The sequence below is a fragment of the Tropicibacter sp. S64 genome, assembly GCF_049803835.1.
Lineage (GTDB): Bacteria > Pseudomonadota > Alphaproteobacteria > Rhodobacterales > Rhodobacteraceae > Pacificoceanicola.
In genome coordinates this window covers 23,207-42,997 of record NZ_JBNAGK010000002.1, presented here as the reverse complement: position 1 = coordinate 42,997, position 19,791 = coordinate 23,207, and the positions used below count along the sequence as shown (strand labels likewise).

Below are 19,791 nucleotides of genomic sequence, written 5' to 3'. Positions count from 1 at the left end.
GGGCTTCGGGGGGCACCGGGCTCCCCCTGAGGTTTTCCGCCCGGGCGGCCCCCGGGCGACCGGCGCGGGCCTGCGGCCCGCGTTTTTCGAGTATTTTAGAAGAGAAGAAACAGGGGGCCGTCCTTCGGCGCGACCGGCGCGGCAAATCGCGCAGGGGCTTCGTTTTGCACGCGGTATCGCGTATATGATGCTCAGGTATGCGGATCGGGACGGGAGGCCGGAACATGGCTCTTAAATCGCTCAAGAAGAAACGCCGGATCCAGGTGATCGCGCTGGCGGCGGTGGCTTTGCTCGTGTCGACCTCCCTCATTGGCTATGCCATGCGCGATGGCATCAATTTCTTCCGCTCTCCCAGCCAGGTGATGGAGACTCCGCCGGCACCGTCCGAGACTTTCCGCATCGGCGGTCTGGTCGAGGAAGGCTCCCTGGTGCGCGGTGACGGGCATCAGATCCGCTTCAACGTGACCGATGGTGGCGCAACGGTTCCGGTTGTCTACAGCGGGGTTCTGCCGGACCTGTTCGCCGAGAAGCAGGGCATGGTCGGCACCGGGCGCTATGTCGACGGCGTCTTTGAGGCGCACGAGATCCTGGCCAAGCACGACGAGACCTACATGCCGAAGGAAGTCATCGACGCTCTGAAGGAGCAGGGCACCTACGTCGATCCGGGCAGCTGAGCCGGTCAGGCACGGGGCAGCAGCAGCGTCGCGCAGAAGCCGCCGCCGTCGCGGTTGGCGAGCAGCAGGGCGCCGCCGGATTGCCCCGCGAACCCCTGCACGGCCGAGAGGCCGAGGCCCGAGCCCTGACCGACGGATTTCGTGGTGAAGAACGGCTCAGCCAGCATCTCCAGCGAGTCGTCCGCAGCGCCTGGGCCGTTGTCCTCGACCGTGATGGCAAGGTAGGGCGGCGGTGCGTGCGGCGCACCATCCGTCGCCGGGCGTTCGAGCTGGCTGCGGGAGTGCAGCCAGATGTTGCCGCGTCCTTGCAGCGCATCCTGCGCGTTCAGGCAGAGCTGGATCAGCACGGTTTCCAGCATGTCCCGATCCACGAAGGTCACGAAGTCCGGTTCCCGTGCGGCGGATTGCAAGGTTATGCCGGGCTCCAGGAGGTCGTGCAGGACGGCCTCCATCTGCCGGTGCAGCTCGCGCGCGGTGATCGGTTCCGGACGCAGCCGGGAGCGACCGCTGGTGGCCAGCAGCTGGCGCACGGTGATGGCTGCGCGTTCGGCGGCCTTGTGCGCCTCGGACAGTGCCTCGTCCCGTTCCGCCTTGCTGCCCAACATGCCGGCGAGTTCGAGATTTCCCATGATCGCCGTCAGGATGTTGTTGAAGTCATGCGCCACGCCGCCGACGAACTGGTTCAGGGCACGGGCCTTCTGGGACTGGGCATAGCGTCGGCGCGACTCCCGCAACGCCGAGTCCCGGGACAGCTGCGCCGCAACGCCCATGCCGTAATAGGCGCAGAGCGCGACGGCGGCGGCGATCACTGCGATCCGGTTGATCGTGCCGTCGACATGCGGCAGTCGCATGGCGACGATGCTCAGCACGGCGAGCACGAATTGCAGTCCGTTGATGACGGCGATCGCGCGGTCTTCCTGCCAGTGCTGCATCTTGCACAGCAGCGTCGCCACCAAGGTCAACGCGCCGGTCAGGACCAGACCGGGAATGCCGGACCAGATCAGGTAAAGTGGCCCTGTGATGAAGACCATCAGGGCGAGCGCATAGAGTGCGAGCGAAATCCGGAAATGCACCCGAGCGGTGCGCGCGGTCCGGCGCCACCTCAGCGCACAGGCCAGTGACCCCTCGCTGACCAGCATGCCGGCAAGCCAGGCAAGCAGAACCCGTTGGTCCGAAAGCATGCCCAGCATGACCGCCGCCAGGGAGACGAGTGTCAGCCGGAAGGCGACTTCGATCCGCGAACCGAACTCGGCTCGCATGAGGCTGTCGAGGCGCGCATGGATCGGGTGTGTGACCATCGAAATTGTTCAGCAATTAAATTACGTACAAGCCGAGAATACGGGCAAACAAGCAAAAAAGAAGGGGAATGTCGCACAAACACGCATCACTCGGCGATGCGACGCGACTGTCAGCAAAAAAGGGCCACCTCAATGCGGCCCTTTTCTTCCGGTCTTGCTCGTCCGGTTGCGCGGTGCGCCGGAAGTCCCGGCGAACCGTGCGTTCACTTGAGGATCGAGCGTCCCGCGTATTCTGCCGTCTCGCCCAGCATCTCCTCGATGCGGATCAGCTGGTTGTATTTGGCCAGCCGGTCGGAGCGGGCGAGGGAGCCGGTCTTGATCTGGCCGCAGTTGGTGGCAACCGCGAGATCCGCGATGGTGCTGTCTTCGGTCTCGCCGGAGCGGTGCGACATGACGTTGGTCATCCGCGCCCGGTGCGCCATCTCGACGGCCCGCAGGGTCTCGGTCAGGGAGCCGATCTGGTTGACCTTGACCAGCATGGAGTTGGCGCAGCCGCGCTCGATGCCCATGGCGAGGCGGGCCGGATTGGTCACGAAGAGGTCGTCGCCGACGAGCTGGATCTTGTCACCGAGCGCGTCGGTGAGCAGTTTCCATCCCTCCCAGTCATCCTCGGCGCAGCCGTCTTCGATGGAGATGATCGGGTAGTCATTCACCAGCGCTTCGAGATAGGCGACGTTTTCGGCGGAGGTCAGGGACTTGCCTTCACCCTTCATCTCGTACTTGCCGTCCTTGAAGTACTCGGTCGAGGCGCAGTCGAGCGCGAGGTAGATGTCCTCGCCGGGGGTGTAGCCTGCCTTCTCGATGGACTTCAGAATGAAATCAAGCGCTTCTCGGGTGGAGGCGATGTTCGGGGCAAAGCCGCCCTCGTCGCCGATTCCAGTGGAGAGGCCCGCGGCGGACAACTCCTTCTTCAGCGTGTGGAAAACCTCGGAGCCCATGCGGACTGCCTCGCGGATGTTCTCCGCGCTGACCGGCATGATCATGAATTCCTGGATGTCGATGGGGTTGTCCGCGTGCTCGCCGCCGTTGATGATGTTCATCATCGGCACCGGCAGGACGCAGGCGGAGGTGCCGCCGACGTAGCGGTAGAGCGGCTGACCAGTGTATTCGGCTGCGGCCTTCGCCACGGCGAGCGACACGCCGAGGATGGCGTTCGCGCCGAGGCGACCCTTGTTGTCGGTGCCGTCCAGCTCGATCATCGCGAGGTCGATGGCGACCTGTTCGGTGGCGTCGAAGCCGACGATGGCCTCGGCGATCTCACCGTTCACCGCTTCCACGGCCTGCAGCACGCCCTTGCCCATGTAACGCGACTTGTCGCCGTCGCGCTTTTCGACGGCCTCGTGCACGCCGGTCGAGGCACCGGAGGGCACCGCGGCGCGGCCCATGGTGCCGTCTTCGAGGGTGACGTCGACTTCGACGGTCGGATTGCCGCGGCTGTCGAGAATCTCGCGGGCGTGGATGTCGATGATGGTGCTCATGGGATTTCCCCTTATGGCGGTGTGATTTGTCCGCACTCATATCAGCCGGGGCGGGAATGTAAACAATTCTGTTACCGCTAACGGCCCCTTTGTTTTATAGGGTTGCGCTAACCGTTTGCGATAACGGCGGCTTTTGCGAGGCGGCGCTCGCGCAGGAAGCTGTAGAGCCCGGCCCCGAGGATCATCGCGCCGCCGATCAGCGTCCAGCCATCCGGCCAGACGTCGAAGATCACGATGGAGAGGATCGTGGCGAAGATCAGCCGGGTGTAGCGGAACGGCGAGACCACGGAGGCCGGCGCCATGCGCATGGCCGTTGTGATCGCGAGATAGCCGGAGGTTGTCACGAGCACCGCGCCGAGGATGTACATCGCGGTTTTCGGCTCGCTTGTCAGGGGCTTGTCAGCCATGGCGAGCAGCACGAGCGCCGGCAGGATCGTCGCGGCGAAACCCCAGGTCGAGATCGAGAGGGCGGTGATATGGGCGGGCGCAAGGCGGGTGATGAGGTCGCGGGCGGAGAGGGCGGTGATCCCGAGGACGGCGAACAACTCCCATCCGGTGAAGGACGCGCTCCAGGGCCGGATGACGATCATCATGCCGGTCAGGCCGACAAGCACGGCGAGCCAGCGGCGCAGACCGACCTGCTCCTTGAGGAACAGCGCCGCACCCATGGTGACGATCAGCGGCCCGGCCTGGGTGATCGCGGCAAAGACCGGCAAGGCGGTGTAGGTGACCCCGACGATCATGCCCACGGCGGCGACGATCTCCGTGGCATTGCGCAGCAGGACCATCGGGTGCAGCGCGTCGCGGGTGAAGACGGGAACGCGGCGGACCCGGGCGAGCAAAAGGAACAGGATCGTGCCGCCCAGGCTCATGCCGAGCATGGTCTGCCCGATGGAGGCCGTGGCGGTGGCGAGCTTGATGAAGGCATCTGTCCCGGCGAGCAAGGCCATGGACAGGATCATCAGCAGAATGGCGCGTATGGTTTCCAAGGGGTCCGGGCGGGCCTTAGGTGATCACGTCCGGTTCCGCGCGTCCTGTCTTTTCCCGGATCCCGGCCAGCGCTTCGGCCGCTGCGATCACCGGCGCGAGGGCCTCCTGTGCATCCATGTGCAGGTTTTCTGTCTCAAGGGTTTCGAGGTAGACGCGCAAGGTCGCGCCCACGGTTCCGGTGCCCGACAGGCGCAGCACAAGCCGCGCGCCGGTCTCGAAGCCGATGCGGATGCCTTGATGTTCGGTGCGCGAGCCGTCGATTGGATCGTCATAGGCGAAGTCGTCGGCGGTTTTCACCGTCAGGCCAGCCACCTGCGTGCCGGGGAGGGTGGCCATCCGGGCGCGCAGGTCGTCCATCAGTGCGTTTGCAGCCGCCGCGTCGACGCCTTCGTAATCATGCCGCGAATAGTAGTTGCGCCCGAACTCGGCCCAGTGCTGCGCCATCAGCTCCTTCACGGAAATCTTTTTCTGTGCCAGGATGTTGAGCCAGAACAGTACGGCCCAGAGACCGTCCTTTTCGCGCACGTGGTCGGAGCCGGTCCCGGCGCTTTCCTCGCCGCAAAGCGTGCAGCGCCCGGCGTCGAGCAGGTTGCCGAAGAACTTCCAGCCGGTCGGTGTCTCGAAGCAGTCGATGCCCAGAGAGGCGGCAACCCTGTCCACGGCCTGGCTCGTGGGCATCGACCGCGCGACGCCCTTGAGACCGCCGGAATAGGCCGGAACGAGGGTAGCATTCGCGGCCAGCACGGCGAGGCTGTCGGAGGGGGTGACGTATTGATGCTTGCCCACGATCATGTTGCGGTCGCCGTCGCCATCGGAGGCGGCGCCGAAGTCCGGCGCACCCTCGGACATCATCTCATCCATCAGGGGCTTGGCCCAGATCGGGTTCGGATCTGGGTGGCCGTTGCCGAAATCGGTGGAGGGTATGCCGTTGATCACTGTGCCCTTTTCCGCGCCGAGCGTGTCTTCCAGGATGGCGTGGGCATAGGGGCCGGTGATGGCGTGCATGGCGTCGAAGCGCATGCGGAAACCGGAGGCGAAAAGCGCCTTGAGCGCGTCGAAATCGAAGATCGACGCCATCAGGTCGGCATAGTCGGCGACCGGGTCGACGACCTCGATCACCATGTCGCCCATGGTCTGCTCTCCCAGGGCGGAGAGGTCGGCGTTCTGGGTCTCGAAGATCCGGTATTCGGTAATGTCCTTCGTCGCCGCAAAGATCTTTTCCGTCACGCTCTCCGGCGCGGGGCCGCCGTTGGCGGTGTTGTACTTCACGCCGAAGTCGCCCTCCGGACCGCCGGGGTTGTGGCTGGCGGAGAGGATGATGCCGCCGTCGGCGTGGCGCTTGCGGATCAGGTTGGAGGCGGCGGGGGTGCTGAGCAGGGCGCCCCGGCCGACGATCACCCGCGCGGCGCCGGAGGCGGCGGCCATGCGCAGCACCACCTGCGCCGCCTCGGCGTTGAAGTGCCGCCCGTCGCCGCCAAGCACCAGCGTCTTGCCCGCGACACCGCCGATCCCGGTCCAGATCGACTGGATGAAATTCTCAAGAAAATGAGGCTGTTGGAAGACCCTGGTCTGTTTCCGCAGGCCTGAGGTGCCGGGTTTCTGACCTGCGATGGGCTGCGTGGCGACGGTGTGGATGCTCATTGGATCGACCTTGCTTGCGGTAACAGTCCCCCATGGTATCGCGTGTAACCGGGCCTCGTGCAAGCGGCGTGATGCGCCGCATCACCACTGCTGCGCGGACTGCCCGGTTAACGGAACGCGCGGTCCGGTTAACGGGGCGCACGGCGGGGGCTGCATGGCCGATGGTGTGTGCGCCGCTTGCCATTTCACAAGGCTGTCCGGTCCGGAGGCCCGGGTGCCGCGCAGGTCTTCACGGAGTTTGGTGCGATTCTGGCCAAGTTTCGTACATATTCCCGAACGTGACTGACGCGTGGTACCGATACCATCGGGTTTCAGGCGGTGACCTTGCGTCAGATATGGTTAATGCAGGCGGTTTCGCGTGTCGGCGGCCTGCGCCAGCCCCACCCCAACCCTCCCCACGGGGGAGGGCGCGGCACCCGGACAGGAGCGGCGACGCGGGAGGATGGCGGGATTCCCTCCCCCTTGGGGAGGGGCAGGGTGGGGGTGATTCAGGGTGGGGGTGTGACGCGGCCGGTCTACCCGGCCACCGCCTTGACCTCGGCCACGATCCCGTCGACCACCCGGGTCAGCAGCCCCTCGTCCTCGCATTCCGCCATCACACGGATCAGCGGCTCGGTGCCTGATTTGCGGATCAGAAGCCGCCCCTTGCCGGTCAGGTCCGCCTCGGCGCTGGCAATGGCCTGCTGAACCGCCAGCGTCTCCAGCGGCGTCTTGCCCGCGGCGTAGCGCACGTTCTTCAGCAGTTGCGGCACCGGTTCGAAGTTGCGGGCGAGGCGCGAGGCCGGGTGGCCGGTGCGGACCATCTCGGCGAGGAACTGCAACCCCGCCATCAGCCCGTCGCCGGTGGTGGCATAATCGGTCATCACGATATGGCCGGACTGTTCGCCGCCCAGGTTGAAGCCCCTGGACCGCATGGCCTCGACCACGTAACGGTCGCCCACCTTGGTGCGCTCCAGCCGGAGCCCGCGGCTCTGCATGAACCGCTCCAGCCCAAGGTTCGACATCACCGTCGCCACCAGCGCACCGCCGCGCAGACGCTCTTCCTCGGCCCAGCGGGCCGCCATCAGCGCCATGATCTGATCGCCGTCCGCCACCGCGCCGGTCTCGTCGATCAGGATGATGCGGTCGGCGTCGCCATCGAGGCAGAGTCCCACGTCCGCGCCATGGGCGATCACGGTTTCCGCGGCGATCTGCGGCTTGGTCGAGCCGCATTCGGCGTTGATGTTCAGGCCATTCGGCGTGGTGCCGACGGGGATCACGTCCGCGCCCAGTTCCCAGAGCACCTCCGGCGCGGTCTTGTAGGCGGCGCCGTTGGCGCAATCGATCACCACCTTCACCCCGTCGAGCCGCATGCCGTGCGGCAGGGTGGACTTGACCCGCTCCTGGTAGCGGAAGCGGCCGTCGTCGACGCGCTTGGCGCGGCCGATGTTGCCGGGGGCCGCGGGTTGCGGGCCCTCGTCCACCAGCTCCTCGATCTGCGCTTCGACCGCGTCCGAAAGCTTGAAGCCGTCCGGGCCGAAGAACTTGATGCCATTGTCATCGGCGAGGTTGTGCGAGGCCGAGATCATGATGCCGAGGTCGGCGCGCATCGAGGTGGTCAGCAGGCCCACGGCGGGTGTCGGAACCGGACCGAGCAGCAGCACGTTCATGCCGGTGGAGGTCAGCCCGGCGGTCAGGGCATTCTCGAACATGTAGCCCGACAGGCGGGTGTCCTTGCCGATGACGACGCGGTGCACGCCCTGGTGCTCGCGGCGGAAGTGCCGGCCCACGGCGGCGCCGAGGGTCAGCGCCAGTTCCGGTGTCATCGGGTAGGTGTTGGCCTTGCCACGCACGCCATCGGTGCCGAACAGTTTGCGGGTCATGACGGGTTACTCCTGGAATCCGAGGGTGATCGCACGCCAGAGCGCCAGCGCCTGGGCGGTCTCGGCAACGTCGTGGACGCGGATGACCTGCACGCCCTGGGCGGCGCCGGCGAGGGCGGCAGCAATGGAGCCGGGCATGCGGGCATCGGCCGGGTTCGCGCCGGTGATGGTGCGGATGAAGCCCTTGCGCGAGGCCCCGAGCAGCACGGCGCAACCGGTGGCATGGAACAGCGACAGGTTGCGCATCAGGGTGAGGTTGTGCTGCAGCGATTTGCCGAAACCGATGCCGGGGTCGACGAGGATGCGGGCGCGGGGGATGCCGCGCGCCTCCAGCAGGGCGATCTGCGCCATGAGGAAGTCGAAGACATCGAGCAGCACATCGCCGTATTGCGGGTTCAGGTGCATGGTTTCCGGCAGGCCCTGGGTGTGCATGACGCAGACCGGCAAGGCGGTTTCGGCGCAATAGCCCGCGAGGCAGGGGTCAAAGGTGAAGCCGGAGACATCGTTGACTAGCGCCGCGCCTTCGGCGACGGCGACGCGCGCCACGGCGGTCTTTCGGGTGTCGATGGAGATCGGCACGCCAACCTCGTGGCGCAGAGCGCGGATAACCGGCTCGATCCGGGCGATCTCTGCCTCGGCGGGCACTTCCAGCGAGCCGGGACGGGTGCTCTCGCCGCCGACGTCGATGATGTCCGCGCCCTGGCTTGCCATGGCCAGTGCGTGCTTGAGCGCGAGGGCCGCGATGTTGTGCCGGCCGCCGTCGGAGAAGCTGTCGGGGGTGACGTTGAGGATTCCCATCAGGTTCGGATGGTCGAGCCTCATCCCGGCGATGTCGGGCCGCGGCGCACTGATCCGGTCGCGCCAGTCCTGCGGGACCGCGTCGAGCGGAACCTCGGTGGCAGGCGCGCCGCGGCGCAGGTGATCGGCATGGGTGAACCATCCCGGGCCGCCCGCGACAGGCAGGGCATGGTCCGGGCGGGGCGCGTCGAAGCGGATCAGCGGGCGATAATAGTCGGTGTTCATGGCGGTTGACTGGCGCATCGGGTCTGACTTGGCAAGATACAACTGCGGACATGGACGGTTCCGGCGGCGGATTTCGCCCGATGCCCTTCGGCGCGGCAGGGGCGGCGGGAGCGCTGTCCCGGGCTTCTTTGGTCCATAAATACCTCATTCGGACCTCTGCAAACGCGCCTCCCTCCGAGGCTGCAAAGACCGGGCGACCGCGTGCCTGCTGTAAGACTGTGCAACAGATCCGTGATCGGCGGGACGCTGCGTAGCCCGGGGCTGTGCCCCGGGCCGCCTGCGAAGGGTTCTGCGCTCTGGTGTCTGGCCAAGCCACGTCCCATATGAAATACCCCAAGCAGAGACAGGTAAAGGACACGTCATGAGCGAATTCGACTACGATCTCTTCGTCATCGGCGGCGGCTCCGGCGGCGTGCGTGCGGCGCGGGTCGCGGCGGGAGAGGCGGGCGCGAAGGTGGCGCTGGCGGAGGAGGATCGTTACGGCGGGACCTGCGTGATCCGGGGCTGCGTGCCGAAGAAGCTGATGGTCTTTGCCAGCGAGTACCGCCATGCGGCGCAGGAGGCGCGGGCTTATGGCTGGGACATGGCGGACGGGGATTTCCACTGGGATCGGTTCAAGGCCAAGCTGGAGGCCGAACTGGACCGGCTGGAGGCGGTCTATCGCAAGCTGCTCAAGGGCTCCGGGGTCGAGACCTTCGACGCCCGCGCCCGGTTGAAGGATGCCCACACGGTGGAGCTGTCCACCGGCGAGGTGAAGACCGCCCGGCACATCCTCATCGCCACCGGCGGGCGGCCGGTGCGGCCGGATCTGAAGAACGCGCATCTGGGGATGGTGTCGGACGACATCTTCCATCTCGACGCGCTGCCGAAACGGGTTCTGATCGTCGGCGGTGGCTATATCGCCTGCGAATTTGCCTGCATCCTGCACGGGCTCGGCGTCGAGGTGACGCAGTATTACCGCGGCGCCCAGATCCTGCGCGGCTTCGATGACGAGGCGCGGGGGTTGATCGCCGACAGCATGGAGCAGCGGGGCATCAATCTGCACCTCGGCACCGACATCGTGGAGATGCATTGCGGCGACGAGGACGAGGACGACGGGCTGATCGCGCCGGTGGAAGACCTGCAATACGGCGGCGCGCCGAAGGACTCGAAGGTCCAGCCCGGCAAGCCGATCCACGTGAAGGCCACCAACGGCCAGACCCGGGAATTCGACGCGGTGTTCTTTGCCACGGGCCGCAGGCCAAACACCGATGACATGGGTCTGGAGGCGCTTGGCATCGAACTGGGCCGCAAGGGCGAGATCAAGGTGGATGGCTACAGCCAGACGACGGTGCCTTCGGTCTATGCCATCGGCGACGTGACGGACCGGGTGAACCTGACCCCGGTGGCGATCCGCGAGGGCATGGCCTTCGTCGAGACGGTGTTCAAGGGCAACCCGACCGAGGTCGACCACGACCTGATCCCGAGCGCGGTGTTCACCCAGCCGGAACTGGGCACCGTCGGTCTGAGCGAGGAGGCCGCGCGGGAGCAGGAGGAGATCGAGGTCTATGCCACCTCCTTCCGGCCCATGCAGACCGCCTTTGCCGAGGGTGAGGGGCGCGTGTTGATGAAACTGATCGTTTCCAAGGCGACGCGGAAGGTTCTGGGCTGTCACATTGTCGCGCCCGGCGCGGGGGAGCTCATCCAGATGGTGGGCATTGCCGTAAAGATGGGCGCGACCAAGGAGGATTTCGACCGCACGGTCGCGGTGCATCCGACCATGTCGGAAGAACTCGTGACCATGCGAAACCCGGTGAGAACCGCTTGAATCTCCCGAATATATGCACAGATTAGGCATCAAGCCTGACAAAAAACCTACACTGATCGGGCAGCGTCCCGGGTAACGATCAAAGACCAAGAAGGAAGGAACGGACTTCATGGCAGGAAACAGCGGCGGCCCCTGGGGGGGCGGCGGTGGTTCGAACGGTGGCGGTTCGCGCCCCCCGTCGGGCGGCGGAGGCGGCGGCGGACGCCGTCCCGAGGACAGCCAGATCCCCGAGATCGACGAGCTGATGAAAAAGGGTCAGGAGCGCCTGCGCGTGCTGATGGGCGGCAAGGGCGGCGGCTCCGGCCGGCCCGGCGGCGGCATGGGCGGCGGCGGACAGGGACCGGGCTTCGGCAAGGGCACCGTGGCACTGGGCGTGCTGGCGCTTGTCGTGCTCTGGGGGTTCGGCAGTTTCTACACGGTGAAGCCCGAAGAGCAGTCGGTCGAGCTTCTGCTCGGCAAGGAGTACGGCATCGGCGACCCGGGTCTGAACTTCGCGCCCTGGCCCTTCGTGACCTATGAGGTCGTGAACGTCACGTCCGAGCGCACCGAGAACATCGGCGGCGGCCGGGCGGGCAACGACGGGCTGATGCTGACCACGGATGCCAACATCGTGGACATCGAGTTCCAGGTGGTCTGGAACATCAACAACCCGGCGAACCTGCTGTTCAACATCCGCGACCCGGAGCTGACTGTGCAGGCGGCTTCGGAATCGGTCATGCGCGAGATCATCGCCGCCAGCAATCTCGCCCCGATCCTCAACCGGGACCGGGGGCTCATCGCCGATCAGGCCCGGGAGCAGATCCAGGCGACGATGGACGAATATGACAGCGGCATCAGCATCGTGCGGGTGAACCTCGAAGGGGCCGATCCGCCCCGCGAGGTGATCGACGCCTTCCGCGAGGTGCAGGCCGCCGAGCAGGAGCGCGACCGGCTCGAACGGCAGGCCGACGCCTATGCCAACCGGGTCGTTGCCGAAGCGCGCGGTCAGGCGGCGCAGACCGTGCAGGTGGCCGAAGGTTACCGGGCGCAGGTTGTGAACGACGCGCTGGGTGAGGCCAGCCGGTTCAGCGCCGTGCGCGAGGAATATGCCAAGGCGCCGGAGGTGACGCGGCGACGCATGTACCTGGAGACGATGGAAAATGTTCTGGGCAGCGTCGACAAGATGATCCTTGACGAGTCGCTGTCCGGGTCCGGCGGGAGCGGGGGTGTCGTGCCCTACCTGCCGCTGAACGAGCTGCGCCGGGGGGAGAACTGAGATGCGGAAGACAACCTATATCCTGCCCGCCCTCGTGATCCTGCTGGTGGTGTTCCTGTCGTCGATCTTCGTGGTCGACGAGCGGGAGAAGGCGCTCGTGCTTCAGTTCGGCCAGATCAAGGCCGTCAAGGAAGAGCCGGGCCTCGCCTTCAAGATCCCGCTGATCCAGGAGGTCGTGCGCTATGACGACCGCATCCTGTCGCTCGATACCGAGACCATCGAGGTCACGCCCTCCGATGACCGTCGTCTGGTGGTCGATGCCTTCGCCCGCTACCGCATCTCCGATGTGGTGCAGTTCCGGCAGGCGGTTGGCGTCGGTGGCCTCAGGACGGCGGAGGACCGGCTGTCGTCGATCCTGAACGCGCAGATCCGTGAGGTTCTGGGCGCTGATCAGGTGACGTCGGATACGATTCTGTCGGAGGACCGGCGCGAGCTGATGAACCGCATTCGCGACCAGGCCCGGGCCGAGGCGCGGTCCCTGGGGCTCGACGTGGTGGACGTGCGGCTCAAGCAGACCAACCTTCCGGCGCAGAACCTCGAAGCCACCTTCGCCCGGATGCGCGCCGAGCGCGAACGCGAAGCGGCGGACGAGATCGCCCGCGGTAACGAGGCGGCGCAGCGGGTACGGGCTCTGGCCGACCGGACCGTGGTCGAGACCCTGTCCGAGGCCGAGCGCGAGGGCAACGTGATCCGCGGCGAGGCCGATGCGCAGCGCAACGGCATCTTTGCCGAGGCCTATGGCGCAGATGCGGAGTTCTTCGCCTTCTACCGCTCGCTGCAGGCCTACGAGACGGCGTTGAAAGGCGGCAATTCGACGATGGTGATCACGCCGGACAGCCAGTTCTTCGAGTATTTCGCCAACGAGAATCCGGGCGCGACCCCGCTGTCGGCGGCGCCGCCGCAGGTGCAGACCGAGGTGACGGCGCCGGAGGCTCCGGCGGCGGAAGGCGGCGACGGAGCGCCCGCGCCCGGTTCGCAATGAGCGGATCGGACATCCTGGCCGGGATCGGCATGGTTCTGGTGATCGAGGGGCTGGTGTACGCACTGGCCCCTTCGCTTGTGGAGCGCCTGCTCGAGGCGCTGCGTGCCATGCCGCTGGAGGCGCGGCGGTCGCTGGGGTTGCTGACGCTGGTGACCGGGGTGATCGTGCTCTGGATCGCGCGGGGGTGAATTCAGACCGAAATTATCCGCCCTGTCCGGGCTGGCCGGTGCGCCAGTCTTCGACAGCGGCGCAGTCGCAGCTGTCCCAGGTGCAGAGCGCGGCGGGGGGCAGCAGGTCGTCCCGGGGGTCCACGGATTGCAGCGCCGCCCAGGTCTCGCCGGGCGCGAGCAACCCGGCGGGCGGCCAGGACGGATCGCCGCCGCGCTGTCGCCACGCCCGCCAGGCACCGAGAAACGCGGCATCGTCGTTGATCAGCGTGTCGCCGGGGCGGGTCAACCAGTGGCAGGGGCGGTCCACCCCGTCCGGCAGGCGGACCTGGGCATCGCCGAAGCTGTTGCGCAGCGCCTTGGCGTAGAGCAGCCTGTCGAGTTCCGGCTTGCCGGTGATCGGCGCGGCGCTCCGCAGGTCGAGCCCGGCGAGCGCACTCCCCGCGAAGGCGGCTGTCGGCAGGTCATTGACGATCTGGGCCAGCAGTTGCGGGCTGGTCGGCCCGTTCAGCAGGTCGGAATATTGCCTGCCTGCCGCTCCGAGCCTGACGCCATGCAGGGCGTCCGACTCGTAGGGCAGCCAGATCAGCGCCGTATCGAGACGCGCGCCGGACAGGTCGGCGTTTCGCATCGAGAAGAACTGTTCGCTGGCGTTGCCGAAGCGGCCGCGGAGGGTTCCGCCCAGCGTTGCCAAGTCCATCCGTGCGCCCCGGAAGTCGCCCTCGATCGCCTCGCCCCGATCCGGGTCCGAGGTCAGCGCAGCGCCGCGCAGGTCGCTGCGGCGCAGGTCGAGCCGGGCCATGGTGCCTTCGGCGGGGGAGAGCCGGGCGGCGATGAGGTTGGCCTGGGACAGGGCGGTGCCGTCCAGCCCCGCGCCGGTCAGCGTGGCCTCTTCCAGCGTGCTGCCGGTCAGGGTCGCGCTGTCGAGCCGTGCGCCGTGCAGGTTTGCCCCGGTCATTTCGCTGAACGCGAGGTTGGCGCCGCGCAGGTCGCGCGGGCTCGGGCCGGTCTTCGGCAGCGCCTTGATGCGGGCGCTGCGCTCCTGCGCGAAATGGGCGAGGAACGCCGGGTCCTGCAGCGCCGCTCTCACGGCGTCCGGGCCGACGGGACAGTCCTGCGTGTCGGCGCGCTTGCACCAGGTGGTCAGGTGATCGCGCTGCGCCGTATCGCGGTCGCGCCAGTCGGCGGGCAGGGTGGTGAAGGCCGATTGCGGCAGATCGGCGGTGCGCATCGGCGGGGCCAGCCACACCGGCAGGGCCGACAGCCCGGCGGGCAGAGCGCCGATGCGCGACAGGCTGATCGTGGCGATGGCGGCCGCGGCGAGCGCGAACACCAGCACCGAGACGCCATAATACGCCAGCTGACCGCCGGGCAGGCGCGTCGCGTTGGCCGGGTCCGGGCGGACCATTTCGACCGTTCCCTTGCCAAGGATCGTTTTGGTGTTCTGGGGGCGTTGCGGCGTCTGCGACCAGAATCTCGGCTTGATCCTCATGTGTCGGCCTCCGGGTCGGGCAACATCGACAGGACCAGCGATGAGGCGCTCAGCCAGGCCGTGAGCAGGCAGTAGAAGAAGAACGCGCCGTTGAGCAGCACGGGCACGGGGGCGTGGACGATCGCGGCCTTGGCCCAGTAGACGGCGACCACCGCCGGTCCGGCGGCCCAGATCAGCAGCGCAATGCCGAGCGATCCCATGATGCCAAGAGGCGAGAAATGCGAGGAGGGCGACTCCTTCGGCCGCAGCCAGCCGCGCAGAGACAGGGCGAAGTCGATCAGCAGCCAGACCGGCAGCTGCGCCGAAATGGCCAGCCCGTCGTCGCCGGTGGGCGGCAGATCCGCCAGATCCTGCCAGAGCTGTTCGATCAGGTTGTGCAGGTAGCCATAGACCACGGCGATCAGCGCCGGGGCGAGCACGACGAACCACGTGAAGTCGACCGAGAAATTCAGGATCGGCAGCTTCGTCTCCGCGCCGCCGGTGAAGAAGGCGCGATCCTCCAAACCCATGATCGTGATCACTGCATAGGCGAGTACGCCGAAGAACCAGAACCAGTTGCTCCGCGAGGCGGCAGAGACTTTCTCGATGCGCTTGATGCGGGCGGCGGTGGCGTCCGATTCCGCTTTCTTTCGCGCCTTTTCCGCCTGTTCGGCCTCGCCCAGCTCGGGTTGCCAGCGCTCCAGCGCGGCAACGAGACGGGTGTTGAACTCGGCTTGATCCATGAATTTTGCCCGGCTGTGGGGTCAGAAAGCAATTCTCGTTACAGGCGAGCGCAATTTCCCGCCTGCGTCAAGCCTTCCGGTCGGCGGATGTTCCCTCACAGCAGGATCACTCTTGCTTGAGATGCGCATTTCGCGGCTTTGGTGTTGCGCGTAAACCCCTATGTTTGCCACACTGGAAAACAGGAGGCAGGCGGCGGTGTATGGGAGTGCACGCCCTCTGGCACAAACGAAGGAGTTCCAAGTGAAACCTCAATCCGAAGCATTGATGCGGGACCGGGCCACACCCCTGCGGGTGTTCTGGCTGTCCACGCTGTCGATGGTGCTCATTCTTTCGCAATCGCTCATGGCCCACGCCCGTGGTGCCCCCGAGACGTTCGCGGACCTCGCCGAGGCAATCAGCCCCTCCGTGGTCAACATCACGACCTCGACCACCGTCGCGGGCCGCACGGGTCCCCAGGGGATCGTGCCAGAAGGCTCGCCCTTCGAGGATTTCTTCCGCGAGTTCCAGGACCGTCAGGGCCCGGGTGACCGCCAGCCGCGCCGCTCGTCCGCGCTCGGCTCCGGGTTCGTGATCTCCGAGGATGGTTTCATCGTCACCAACAACCACGTGATCGAAGGTGCCGACGAGATCGAGATCGAGTTCTTCGAAGGCATGACGCTGCCGGCGCAGCTGATCGGCACCGACCCGAACACCGACATCGCGCTCTTGAAGGTCGAGGCGGACAAGCCGCTGAAATTCGTGAGCTTCGGTGACAGCGACAAGTCGCGCGTCGGCGATTGGGTCATGGCGATGGGCAACCCGCTGGGGCAGGGCTTCTCGGTCTCCGCCGGGATCGTCTCCGCCCGCAACCGGGCGCTTTCGGGCACCTATGACGACTACATCCAGACCGACGCCGCCATCAACCGCGGCAACTCCGGCGGCCCGCTGTTCAACATGGACGGCGAAGTGATCGGCGTGAACACCGCGATCCTGTCGCCGAACGGCGGCTCGATCGGCATCGGCTTCTCGATGGCGTCGAACGTGGTGACGAAGGTTGTCGATCAGCTCAAGGAGTTCGGCGAGACCCGCCGCGGCTGGCTCGGCGTGCGCATCCAGGACGTGACCCCGGACGTGGCCGAGGCGCTTGGCCTCGACAAGGCCGAGGGCGCGCTGGTTTCCGACGTGCCGGACGGTCCCGCCAAGGACGGCGGCATGCTGGCCGGTGACGTGATCGTCAGCTTCGACGGTGTCGATGTGGTCGATACCCGCCAGCTGGTGCGCGTGGTCGCGAACACGCAGGTCGGCAAGACCGTGCGCGTGGTGGTGAACCGCGAGGGCAAGACCGAGACGCTGAAGATCACCCTTGGCCGCCGCGAAGAGGCGGAAGGCGCGGTGCCCGCGTCGATGTCCGGGGATGACCTCGAACAGGAAGCGCCCTCCAGCCTGGAGATCATGGGTCTGACCCTGTCGCCGCTGACCGAGGACCTGCGCGGCGAGCTGCAGCTCGACGAGAGCACCAAGGGCCTTGCCGTGGTCGGCGTGGACGAGACCACGGAGGCCTTCGAGAAGGGCCTGCGTCAGGGCGACGTAATCACCGAGGCGTCGCAGAGCCAGGTTCTGACGCTGGACGATCTGCAAGCCCGCATCGACGAGGCCCGCGAGGCGGGACGCAAGTCCATCCTCCTGCTGGTCCGCCGCGGCGGCGACCCGCGCTTCGTGGCGCTGACGCTGGATGAGAGCGAATAAGCCTGAGAGAAGGCCGGTCTGACAGGACCAACGGGGCGTCCCTTCGGGGGCGCCCTTTTTCGTTTCGGGATTACGGCTGCGTGCGCGGCAGATACAGGGCGGCGGCGTGGCGGAGGGCGTCGAAAGCCGGGCCAGAGCCAAGGTTGCGGGTGGCGATGGCGCGCGCGTCGTAGTCGGCATTGCCATCGCAGGAGAGGCTGTATTGCCCGAAGAAGCCGCCATTCCTCAGGGTCGTCTCGACATACGCGGCGAAGGGCAGGGCGACGGGTTCGATGCGCAGGGCCTCTGGCCGCAGGACTTGCAAGGCAGGCAAGTCGAGGTCCGGAAAGAGCAACTGGTCCGGTTGGGGCGGGTTGCTGTGCTCCTTCACCGGAAGCCAGAAGCCATAGCCGGATCCGCCGGAGACATCGGCCTTGTGACAGGCATCCATGGCGAATTCGATGAAGACCGCGCCGTGGTCGGCACGCTGCTGCTCGAAGATGTCCGGGTCGGCCATGTCAGCGGCGAGGTAGTCGGGTTGGAACACGAAAGGGTCGAAGGTGGCCAACGCCCGAAGCGGCGCGGAAGGGTCGTGCGGGCGGGCGTGGCGCAGGTCGACATTGCCCAGCGTTTCCACAGCCGAACGGTAGTGTTCTGGCAGTCGGCCGAGGGAGTCGACTGTGTCGAGCGCACGTTTGGCGGCGTCGCTGGCCGGCTCCATGGGTTCGCGGCCTTCGGTCTCGGCGGCGAAGGGAAAAGCGTGGCTGCGCAGGGTGTCGAGGATGGCAAGAAGCGCCTCGCGCCAGTCGGATACCGGGTTGGTCATCGTCCGCGTCTCACAGGGGTGTCGTTTTGCAGATGAGAGCGGTTTGCGGGAAGGGTGTCAATGAACCGGGAGGCGTTGAGGGTGCCGATTTCCTGAAAGGAAATCGCCCCGGATTCTTTGAAAGAATCCGGGTCCGCCCCCGGTGAAGCCAAGTCACGCCGTTACACGGTTCGCAAGGTCAGCGCGAGCGCGCTGGTCGCGGTCATGTTGAGCGAGGCGGAGGCGTAGTGGTCATATGTCTGGGAGAAGGCCACGGTTGTCCCCCGCGCCTTCGACGCATCGACCGAGACCTGTTGGTCGGCCCAGACCGTCTTCGTCGTCACCGTGGCGGCAATGCGGCCCGCCTTGTAATCCTGCATCAGGCCATCGACCATGCTCTTGCGCCGGGTCTGCAGCGCCAGCCGTCCGGTGGCGCGGCGCAGGGACAGGGCGCGGTCGACCTGGTCCCGGCTGGCGCCGGTCATCTGCAACAGCGCCGCGCCGCGCAGGGCGTCGAGTTCCATCCGGACCTTTTGCGGCTCGATCTGCGCGTCGACAAGCATGCCGACGGCACGCTGGACATGGGCGACGGTCGCATCGCCGGTGTCGGGGCCTTTCAGGTTGGTGAAGGTCCGTTCCAGCTTGTCCAGCGTCTTGTGGAATTTCTCCGCATGGCGGGTGAAGGTGTCGGCGGCGCGGACCAGATCGGCCTGCCCTTGCTCCCCGGCGAGGTCGCGCAGGGCGGCGAGGGTCGGGGCTTCGCCATCCTCATCCGTTGCGGGCACCCCCAAAGCCTCCGCCATGACCAGGGTGAGGTCCGCCTCCGAGCGGGCGAGCACCTCCGCGCCACCGCTGCGCAGGTGCGCGACCATGGTCAGGCCCATCTCCGCGCCGCTCATCGGATTTTCCGCAAGCGTGCCAAGAAGCGGGTTGTCGTAGGTCCGCAGGGGCTTGTCCGTGACGGTGATCTGCGCGCCCCTGGGGGCGGCCTGCGAGGCGGGCGAGGTCCGGGACAGGGTGACTGCGGTGACCTCCTTGGCCGCCCGCCCGGATTGCAGCCCGAAATAGCTGCCGGGGGAGGCGCTCAACGCGGTGTTCAGGGCAAAGGCGAAAGACATGGCGCGGGTTCCGGCACGGTGACGACCGAGCGTAGCGCCGGAGGCGTTAACGGACCGCTAGGCCGGATCGGCGACTTGCGTCGGGTTGTCGCGATTTCGGTCGCTGTCCGGGCGCACAGGCCCGGTGTCCGGCTATCCCGCGTCAGCGTCCACGGCCACCAGCCCAAGCGACCGCGCGGTTTCCAAGGACAACTGTGCGCTGGCGAGGCCGCGGTCGGATTGGTAGCGCTCCACGGCGGCGGCGGTGGGGGCATCGAAGGTGCCGGTGACATTGCCCGCGAAATAACCCCGCGCCCCGAGCGCCCGCTGCAGCGAGGCGATGAAATCGGGGGTCAGGGCCTCGGGGCAGGGCGCTTCGAAACTGATCTCGGCGCGGGGGCGGACGACCCTGGGCACCGGGGCCTTGCGGTAGATGGGTGGGCGCAGGACGGTGCCGTCGGGGGCGATCTCGGCCTGCACCACCTGAACCTCGCCCATGACCTGTTCGTAGACCGCCGGGGTCTGCTCGCTGGCGCGGCAGATGCGGGGAGCAGACTGGACGGCGGGTGTGGCCCCGGCGGCCCGCACCGGGTTGAGCCGCACCGGCGCGGCTTCGGAGAGCGGGCGCAGGGCGCTGTCGACCGAGGCTTCGATGGCGGCGATGTCGAGCGAGTCTGATGACACCGGCGCAGCCGTTTCGGTGCGGCTGACCGCGTCTGTCCGTCCTCCGGGCGCACAGGCCGCGAGGGCCAGCGCCGCGAGGGGGGCGAGGGGAAACTTCATCTGCCCGGGG

General features: G+C 66.9%; 17 protein-coding genes. 6 read left to right on the top strand and 11 right to left on the bottom strand.

Going from position 1 to position 19,791, the window contains the following annotated elements:
* Positions 1 to 224 precede the first annotated feature (224 nt).
* Positions 225 to 674: a cytochrome c maturation protein CcmE gene (gene ccmE, locus ACP159_RS03425; protein WP_425098236.1), complete on the top strand. Its 450-nt coding sequence runs from the start codon at positions 225 to 227 to the stop codon at positions 672 to 674.
* A gap of 5 nt (positions 675 to 679) precedes the next feature.
* Here the strand turns inward: ccmE and ACP159_RS03420 are convergent, their stop codons facing one another.
* The 6 genes from ACP159_RS03420 to folP all read right to left on the bottom strand — a co-directional run bounded on the left by ACP159_RS03420 (position 680) and on the right by folP (position 8,966).
* On the bottom strand, positions 680 to 1,972 hold the full coding sequence (locus ACP159_RS03420; RefSeq protein ID WP_425098235.1) for a sensor histidine kinase: 1,293 nt from the start codon (positions 1,970 to 1,972) through the stop codon (positions 680 to 682).
* Positions 1,973 to 2,175: 203 nt separating this feature from the next.
* Complete coding sequence (gene eno / locus ACP159_RS03415; protein WP_425098234.1) at positions 2,176 to 3,450, bottom strand: phosphopyruvate hydratase; 1,275 nt, start codon at positions 3,448 to 3,450, stop codon at positions 2,176 to 2,178.
* A 107-nt stretch (positions 3,451 to 3,557) separates the two neighbouring features.
* Complete coding sequence (locus ACP159_RS03410) at positions 3,558 to 4,439, bottom strand: DMT family transporter (protein WP_425098233.1); 882 nt, start codon at positions 4,437 to 4,439, stop codon at positions 3,558 to 3,560.
* A 16-nt stretch (positions 4,440 to 4,455) separates the two neighbouring features.
* A complete protein-coding gene (locus ACP159_RS03405) occupies positions 4,456 to 6,081 on the bottom strand; it encodes an alpha-D-glucose phosphate-specific phosphoglucomutase (RefSeq protein ID WP_425098232.1) in 1,626 nt (541 codons plus the stop codon).
* A gap of 515 nt (positions 6,082 to 6,596) precedes the next feature.
* Positions 6,597 to 7,943, bottom strand: a complete 1,347-nt coding sequence (gene glmM, locus ACP159_RS03400; protein ID WP_425098231.1) for a phosphoglucosamine mutase — start codon at positions 7,941 to 7,943, stop codon at positions 6,597 to 6,599.
* Positions 7,944 to 7,949: 6 nt separating this feature from the next.
* Entirely contained in the window at positions 7,950 to 8,966 is a 1,017-nt protein-coding gene (folP, locus tag ACP159_RS03395) for a dihydropteroate synthase (protein ID WP_425098230.1), read from the bottom strand.
* Positions 8,967 to 9,327: 361 nt separating this feature from the next.
* On the opposite strand from folP, the gene ACP159_RS03390 reads away from it, so the two are divergent.
* The 4 genes from ACP159_RS03390 (at position 9,328) to ACP159_RS03375 (ending at position 13,198) form a co-directional block, all read left to right on the top strand.
* A complete protein-coding gene (locus ACP159_RS03390) occupies positions 9,328 to 10,773 on the top strand; it encodes an FAD-dependent oxidoreductase (RefSeq protein ID WP_425098229.1) in 1,446 nt (481 codons plus the stop codon).
* A 109-nt stretch (positions 10,774 to 10,882) separates the two neighbouring features.
* Positions 10,883 to 12,028 (top strand): FtsH protease activity modulator HflK, encoded by a 1,146-nt coding sequence (hflK, locus tag ACP159_RS03385; protein ID WP_425098228.1) that lies wholly within the window; start codon positions 10,883 to 10,885, stop codon positions 12,026 to 12,028.
* Between the two features lies 1 nt (position 12,029).
* Positions 12,030 to 13,010, top strand: a complete 981-nt coding sequence (gene hflC / locus ACP159_RS03380; RefSeq protein WP_425098227.1) for a protease modulator HflC — start codon at positions 12,030 to 12,032, stop codon at positions 13,008 to 13,010.
* Positions 13,007 to 13,198, top strand: coding sequence for a DUF2065 domain-containing protein (locus ACP159_RS03375; RefSeq protein WP_425098226.1), 192 nt, complete (start codon positions 13,007 to 13,009; stop codon positions 13,196 to 13,198). Before hflC ends, ACP159_RS03375 begins: the two co-directional genes overlap by 4 nt.
* Positions 13,199 to 13,211: 13 nt before the next feature.
* Here ACP159_RS03375 and ACP159_RS03370 read toward each other — a convergent pair whose 3' ends face one another.
* Both ACP159_RS03370 and ACP159_RS03365 read right to left on the bottom strand, forming a co-directional pair.
* Entirely contained in the window at positions 13,212 to 14,669 is a 1,458-nt protein-coding gene (locus ACP159_RS03370) for a pentapeptide repeat-containing protein (RefSeq protein ID WP_425098225.1), read from the bottom strand.
* Positions 14,666 to 15,391, bottom strand: coding sequence for a hypothetical protein (locus tag ACP159_RS03365; protein WP_425098224.1), 726 nt, complete (start codon positions 15,389 to 15,391; stop codon positions 14,666 to 14,668). The genes ACP159_RS03370 and ACP159_RS03365 overlap by 4 nt, the downstream gene beginning before the upstream one ends.
* A 316-nt stretch (positions 15,392 to 15,707) precedes the next feature.
* Between ACP159_RS03365 and ACP159_RS03360 the strand changes: the two genes are divergently transcribed.
* Entirely contained in the window at positions 15,708 to 17,117 is a 1,410-nt protein-coding gene (locus ACP159_RS03360; RefSeq protein WP_425098673.1) for a DegQ family serine endoprotease, read from the top strand.
* A 70-nt stretch (positions 17,118 to 17,187) separates the two neighbouring features.
* On the opposite strand, the gene ACP159_RS03355 is transcribed toward ACP159_RS03360, so the two are convergent.
* The 3 genes from ACP159_RS03355 to ACP159_RS03345 form a co-directional block, all read right to left on the bottom strand.
* Positions 17,188 to 17,922: a hypothetical protein gene (locus tag ACP159_RS03355; RefSeq protein ID WP_425098223.1), complete on the bottom strand. Its 735-nt coding sequence runs from the start codon at positions 17,920 to 17,922 to the stop codon at positions 17,188 to 17,190.
* A gap of 161 nt (positions 17,923 to 18,083) precedes the next feature.
* Positions 18,084 to 19,019 carry a hypothetical protein gene (locus ACP159_RS03350; protein ID WP_425098222.1) on the bottom strand — a complete coding sequence of 312 codons (936 nt, stop codon included), beginning with the start codon at positions 19,017 to 19,019 and terminating at the stop codon, positions 18,084 to 18,086.
* 132 nt (positions 19,020 to 19,151) lie between these two features.
* Positions 19,152 to 19,781 (bottom strand): peptidoglycan-binding domain-containing protein, encoded by a 630-nt coding sequence (locus ACP159_RS03345; RefSeq protein WP_425098221.1) that lies wholly within the window; start codon positions 19,779 to 19,781, stop codon positions 19,152 to 19,154.
* Positions 19,782 to 19,791 lie beyond the last annotated feature (10 nt).

Coding starts and splice junctions, on each gene's coding strand:
- ccmE (WP_425098236.1), top strand. CDS start 225: ATGGCTCTTAAATCGCTCAAGAAGAAACGCCGGATCCAGGTGATCGCG.
- ACP159_RS03420 (WP_425098235.1), bottom strand. CDS start 1,972: ATGGTCACACACCCGATCCATGCGCGCCTCGACAGCCTCATGCGAGCC.
- eno (WP_425098234.1), bottom strand. CDS start 3,450: ATGAGCACCATCATCGACATCCACGCCCGCGAGATTCTCGACAGCCGC.
- ACP159_RS03405 (WP_425098232.1), bottom strand. CDS start 6,081: ATGAGCATCCACACCGTCGCCACGCAGCCCATCGCAGGTCAGAAACCC.
- glmM (WP_425098231.1), bottom strand. CDS start 7,943: ATGACCCGCAAACTGTTCGGCACCGATGGCGTGCGTGGCAAGGCCAAC.
- folP (WP_425098230.1), bottom strand. CDS start 8,966: ATGAACACCGACTATTATCGCCCGCTGATCCGCTTCGACGCGCCCCGC.
- ACP159_RS03390 (WP_425098229.1), top strand. CDS start 9,328: ATGAGCGAATTCGACTACGATCTCTTCGTCATCGGCGGCGGCTCCGGC.
- hflK (WP_425098228.1), top strand. CDS start 10,883: ATGGCAGGAAACAGCGGCGGCCCCTGGGGGGGCGGCGGTGGTTCGAAC.
- hflC (WP_425098227.1), top strand. CDS start 12,030: ATGCGGAAGACAACCTATATCCTGCCCGCCCTCGTGATCCTGCTGGTG.
- ACP159_RS03375 (WP_425098226.1), top strand. CDS start 13,007: ATGAGCGGATCGGACATCCTGGCCGGGATCGGCATGGTTCTGGTGATC.
- ACP159_RS03370 (WP_425098225.1), bottom strand. CDS start 14,669: ATGAGGATCAAGCCGAGATTCTGGTCGCAGACGCCGCAACGCCCCCAG.
- ACP159_RS03365 (WP_425098224.1), bottom strand. CDS start 15,391: ATGGATCAAGCCGAGTTCAACACCCGTCTCGTTGCCGCGCTGGAGCGC.
- ACP159_RS03360 (WP_425098673.1), top strand. CDS start 15,708: ATGGTGCTCATTCTTTCGCAATCGCTCATGGCCCACGCCCGTGGTGCC.
- ACP159_RS03355 (WP_425098223.1), bottom strand. CDS start 17,922: ATGACCAACCCGGTATCCGACTGGCGCGAGGCGCTTCTTGCCATCCTC.
- ACP159_RS03350 (WP_425098222.1), bottom strand. CDS start 19,019: ATGTCTTTCGCCTTTGCCCTGAACACCGCGTTGAGCGCCTCCCCCGGC.
- ACP159_RS03345 (WP_425098221.1), bottom strand. CDS start 19,781: ATGAAGTTTCCCCTCGCCCCCCTCGCGGCGCTGGCCCTCGCGGCCTGT.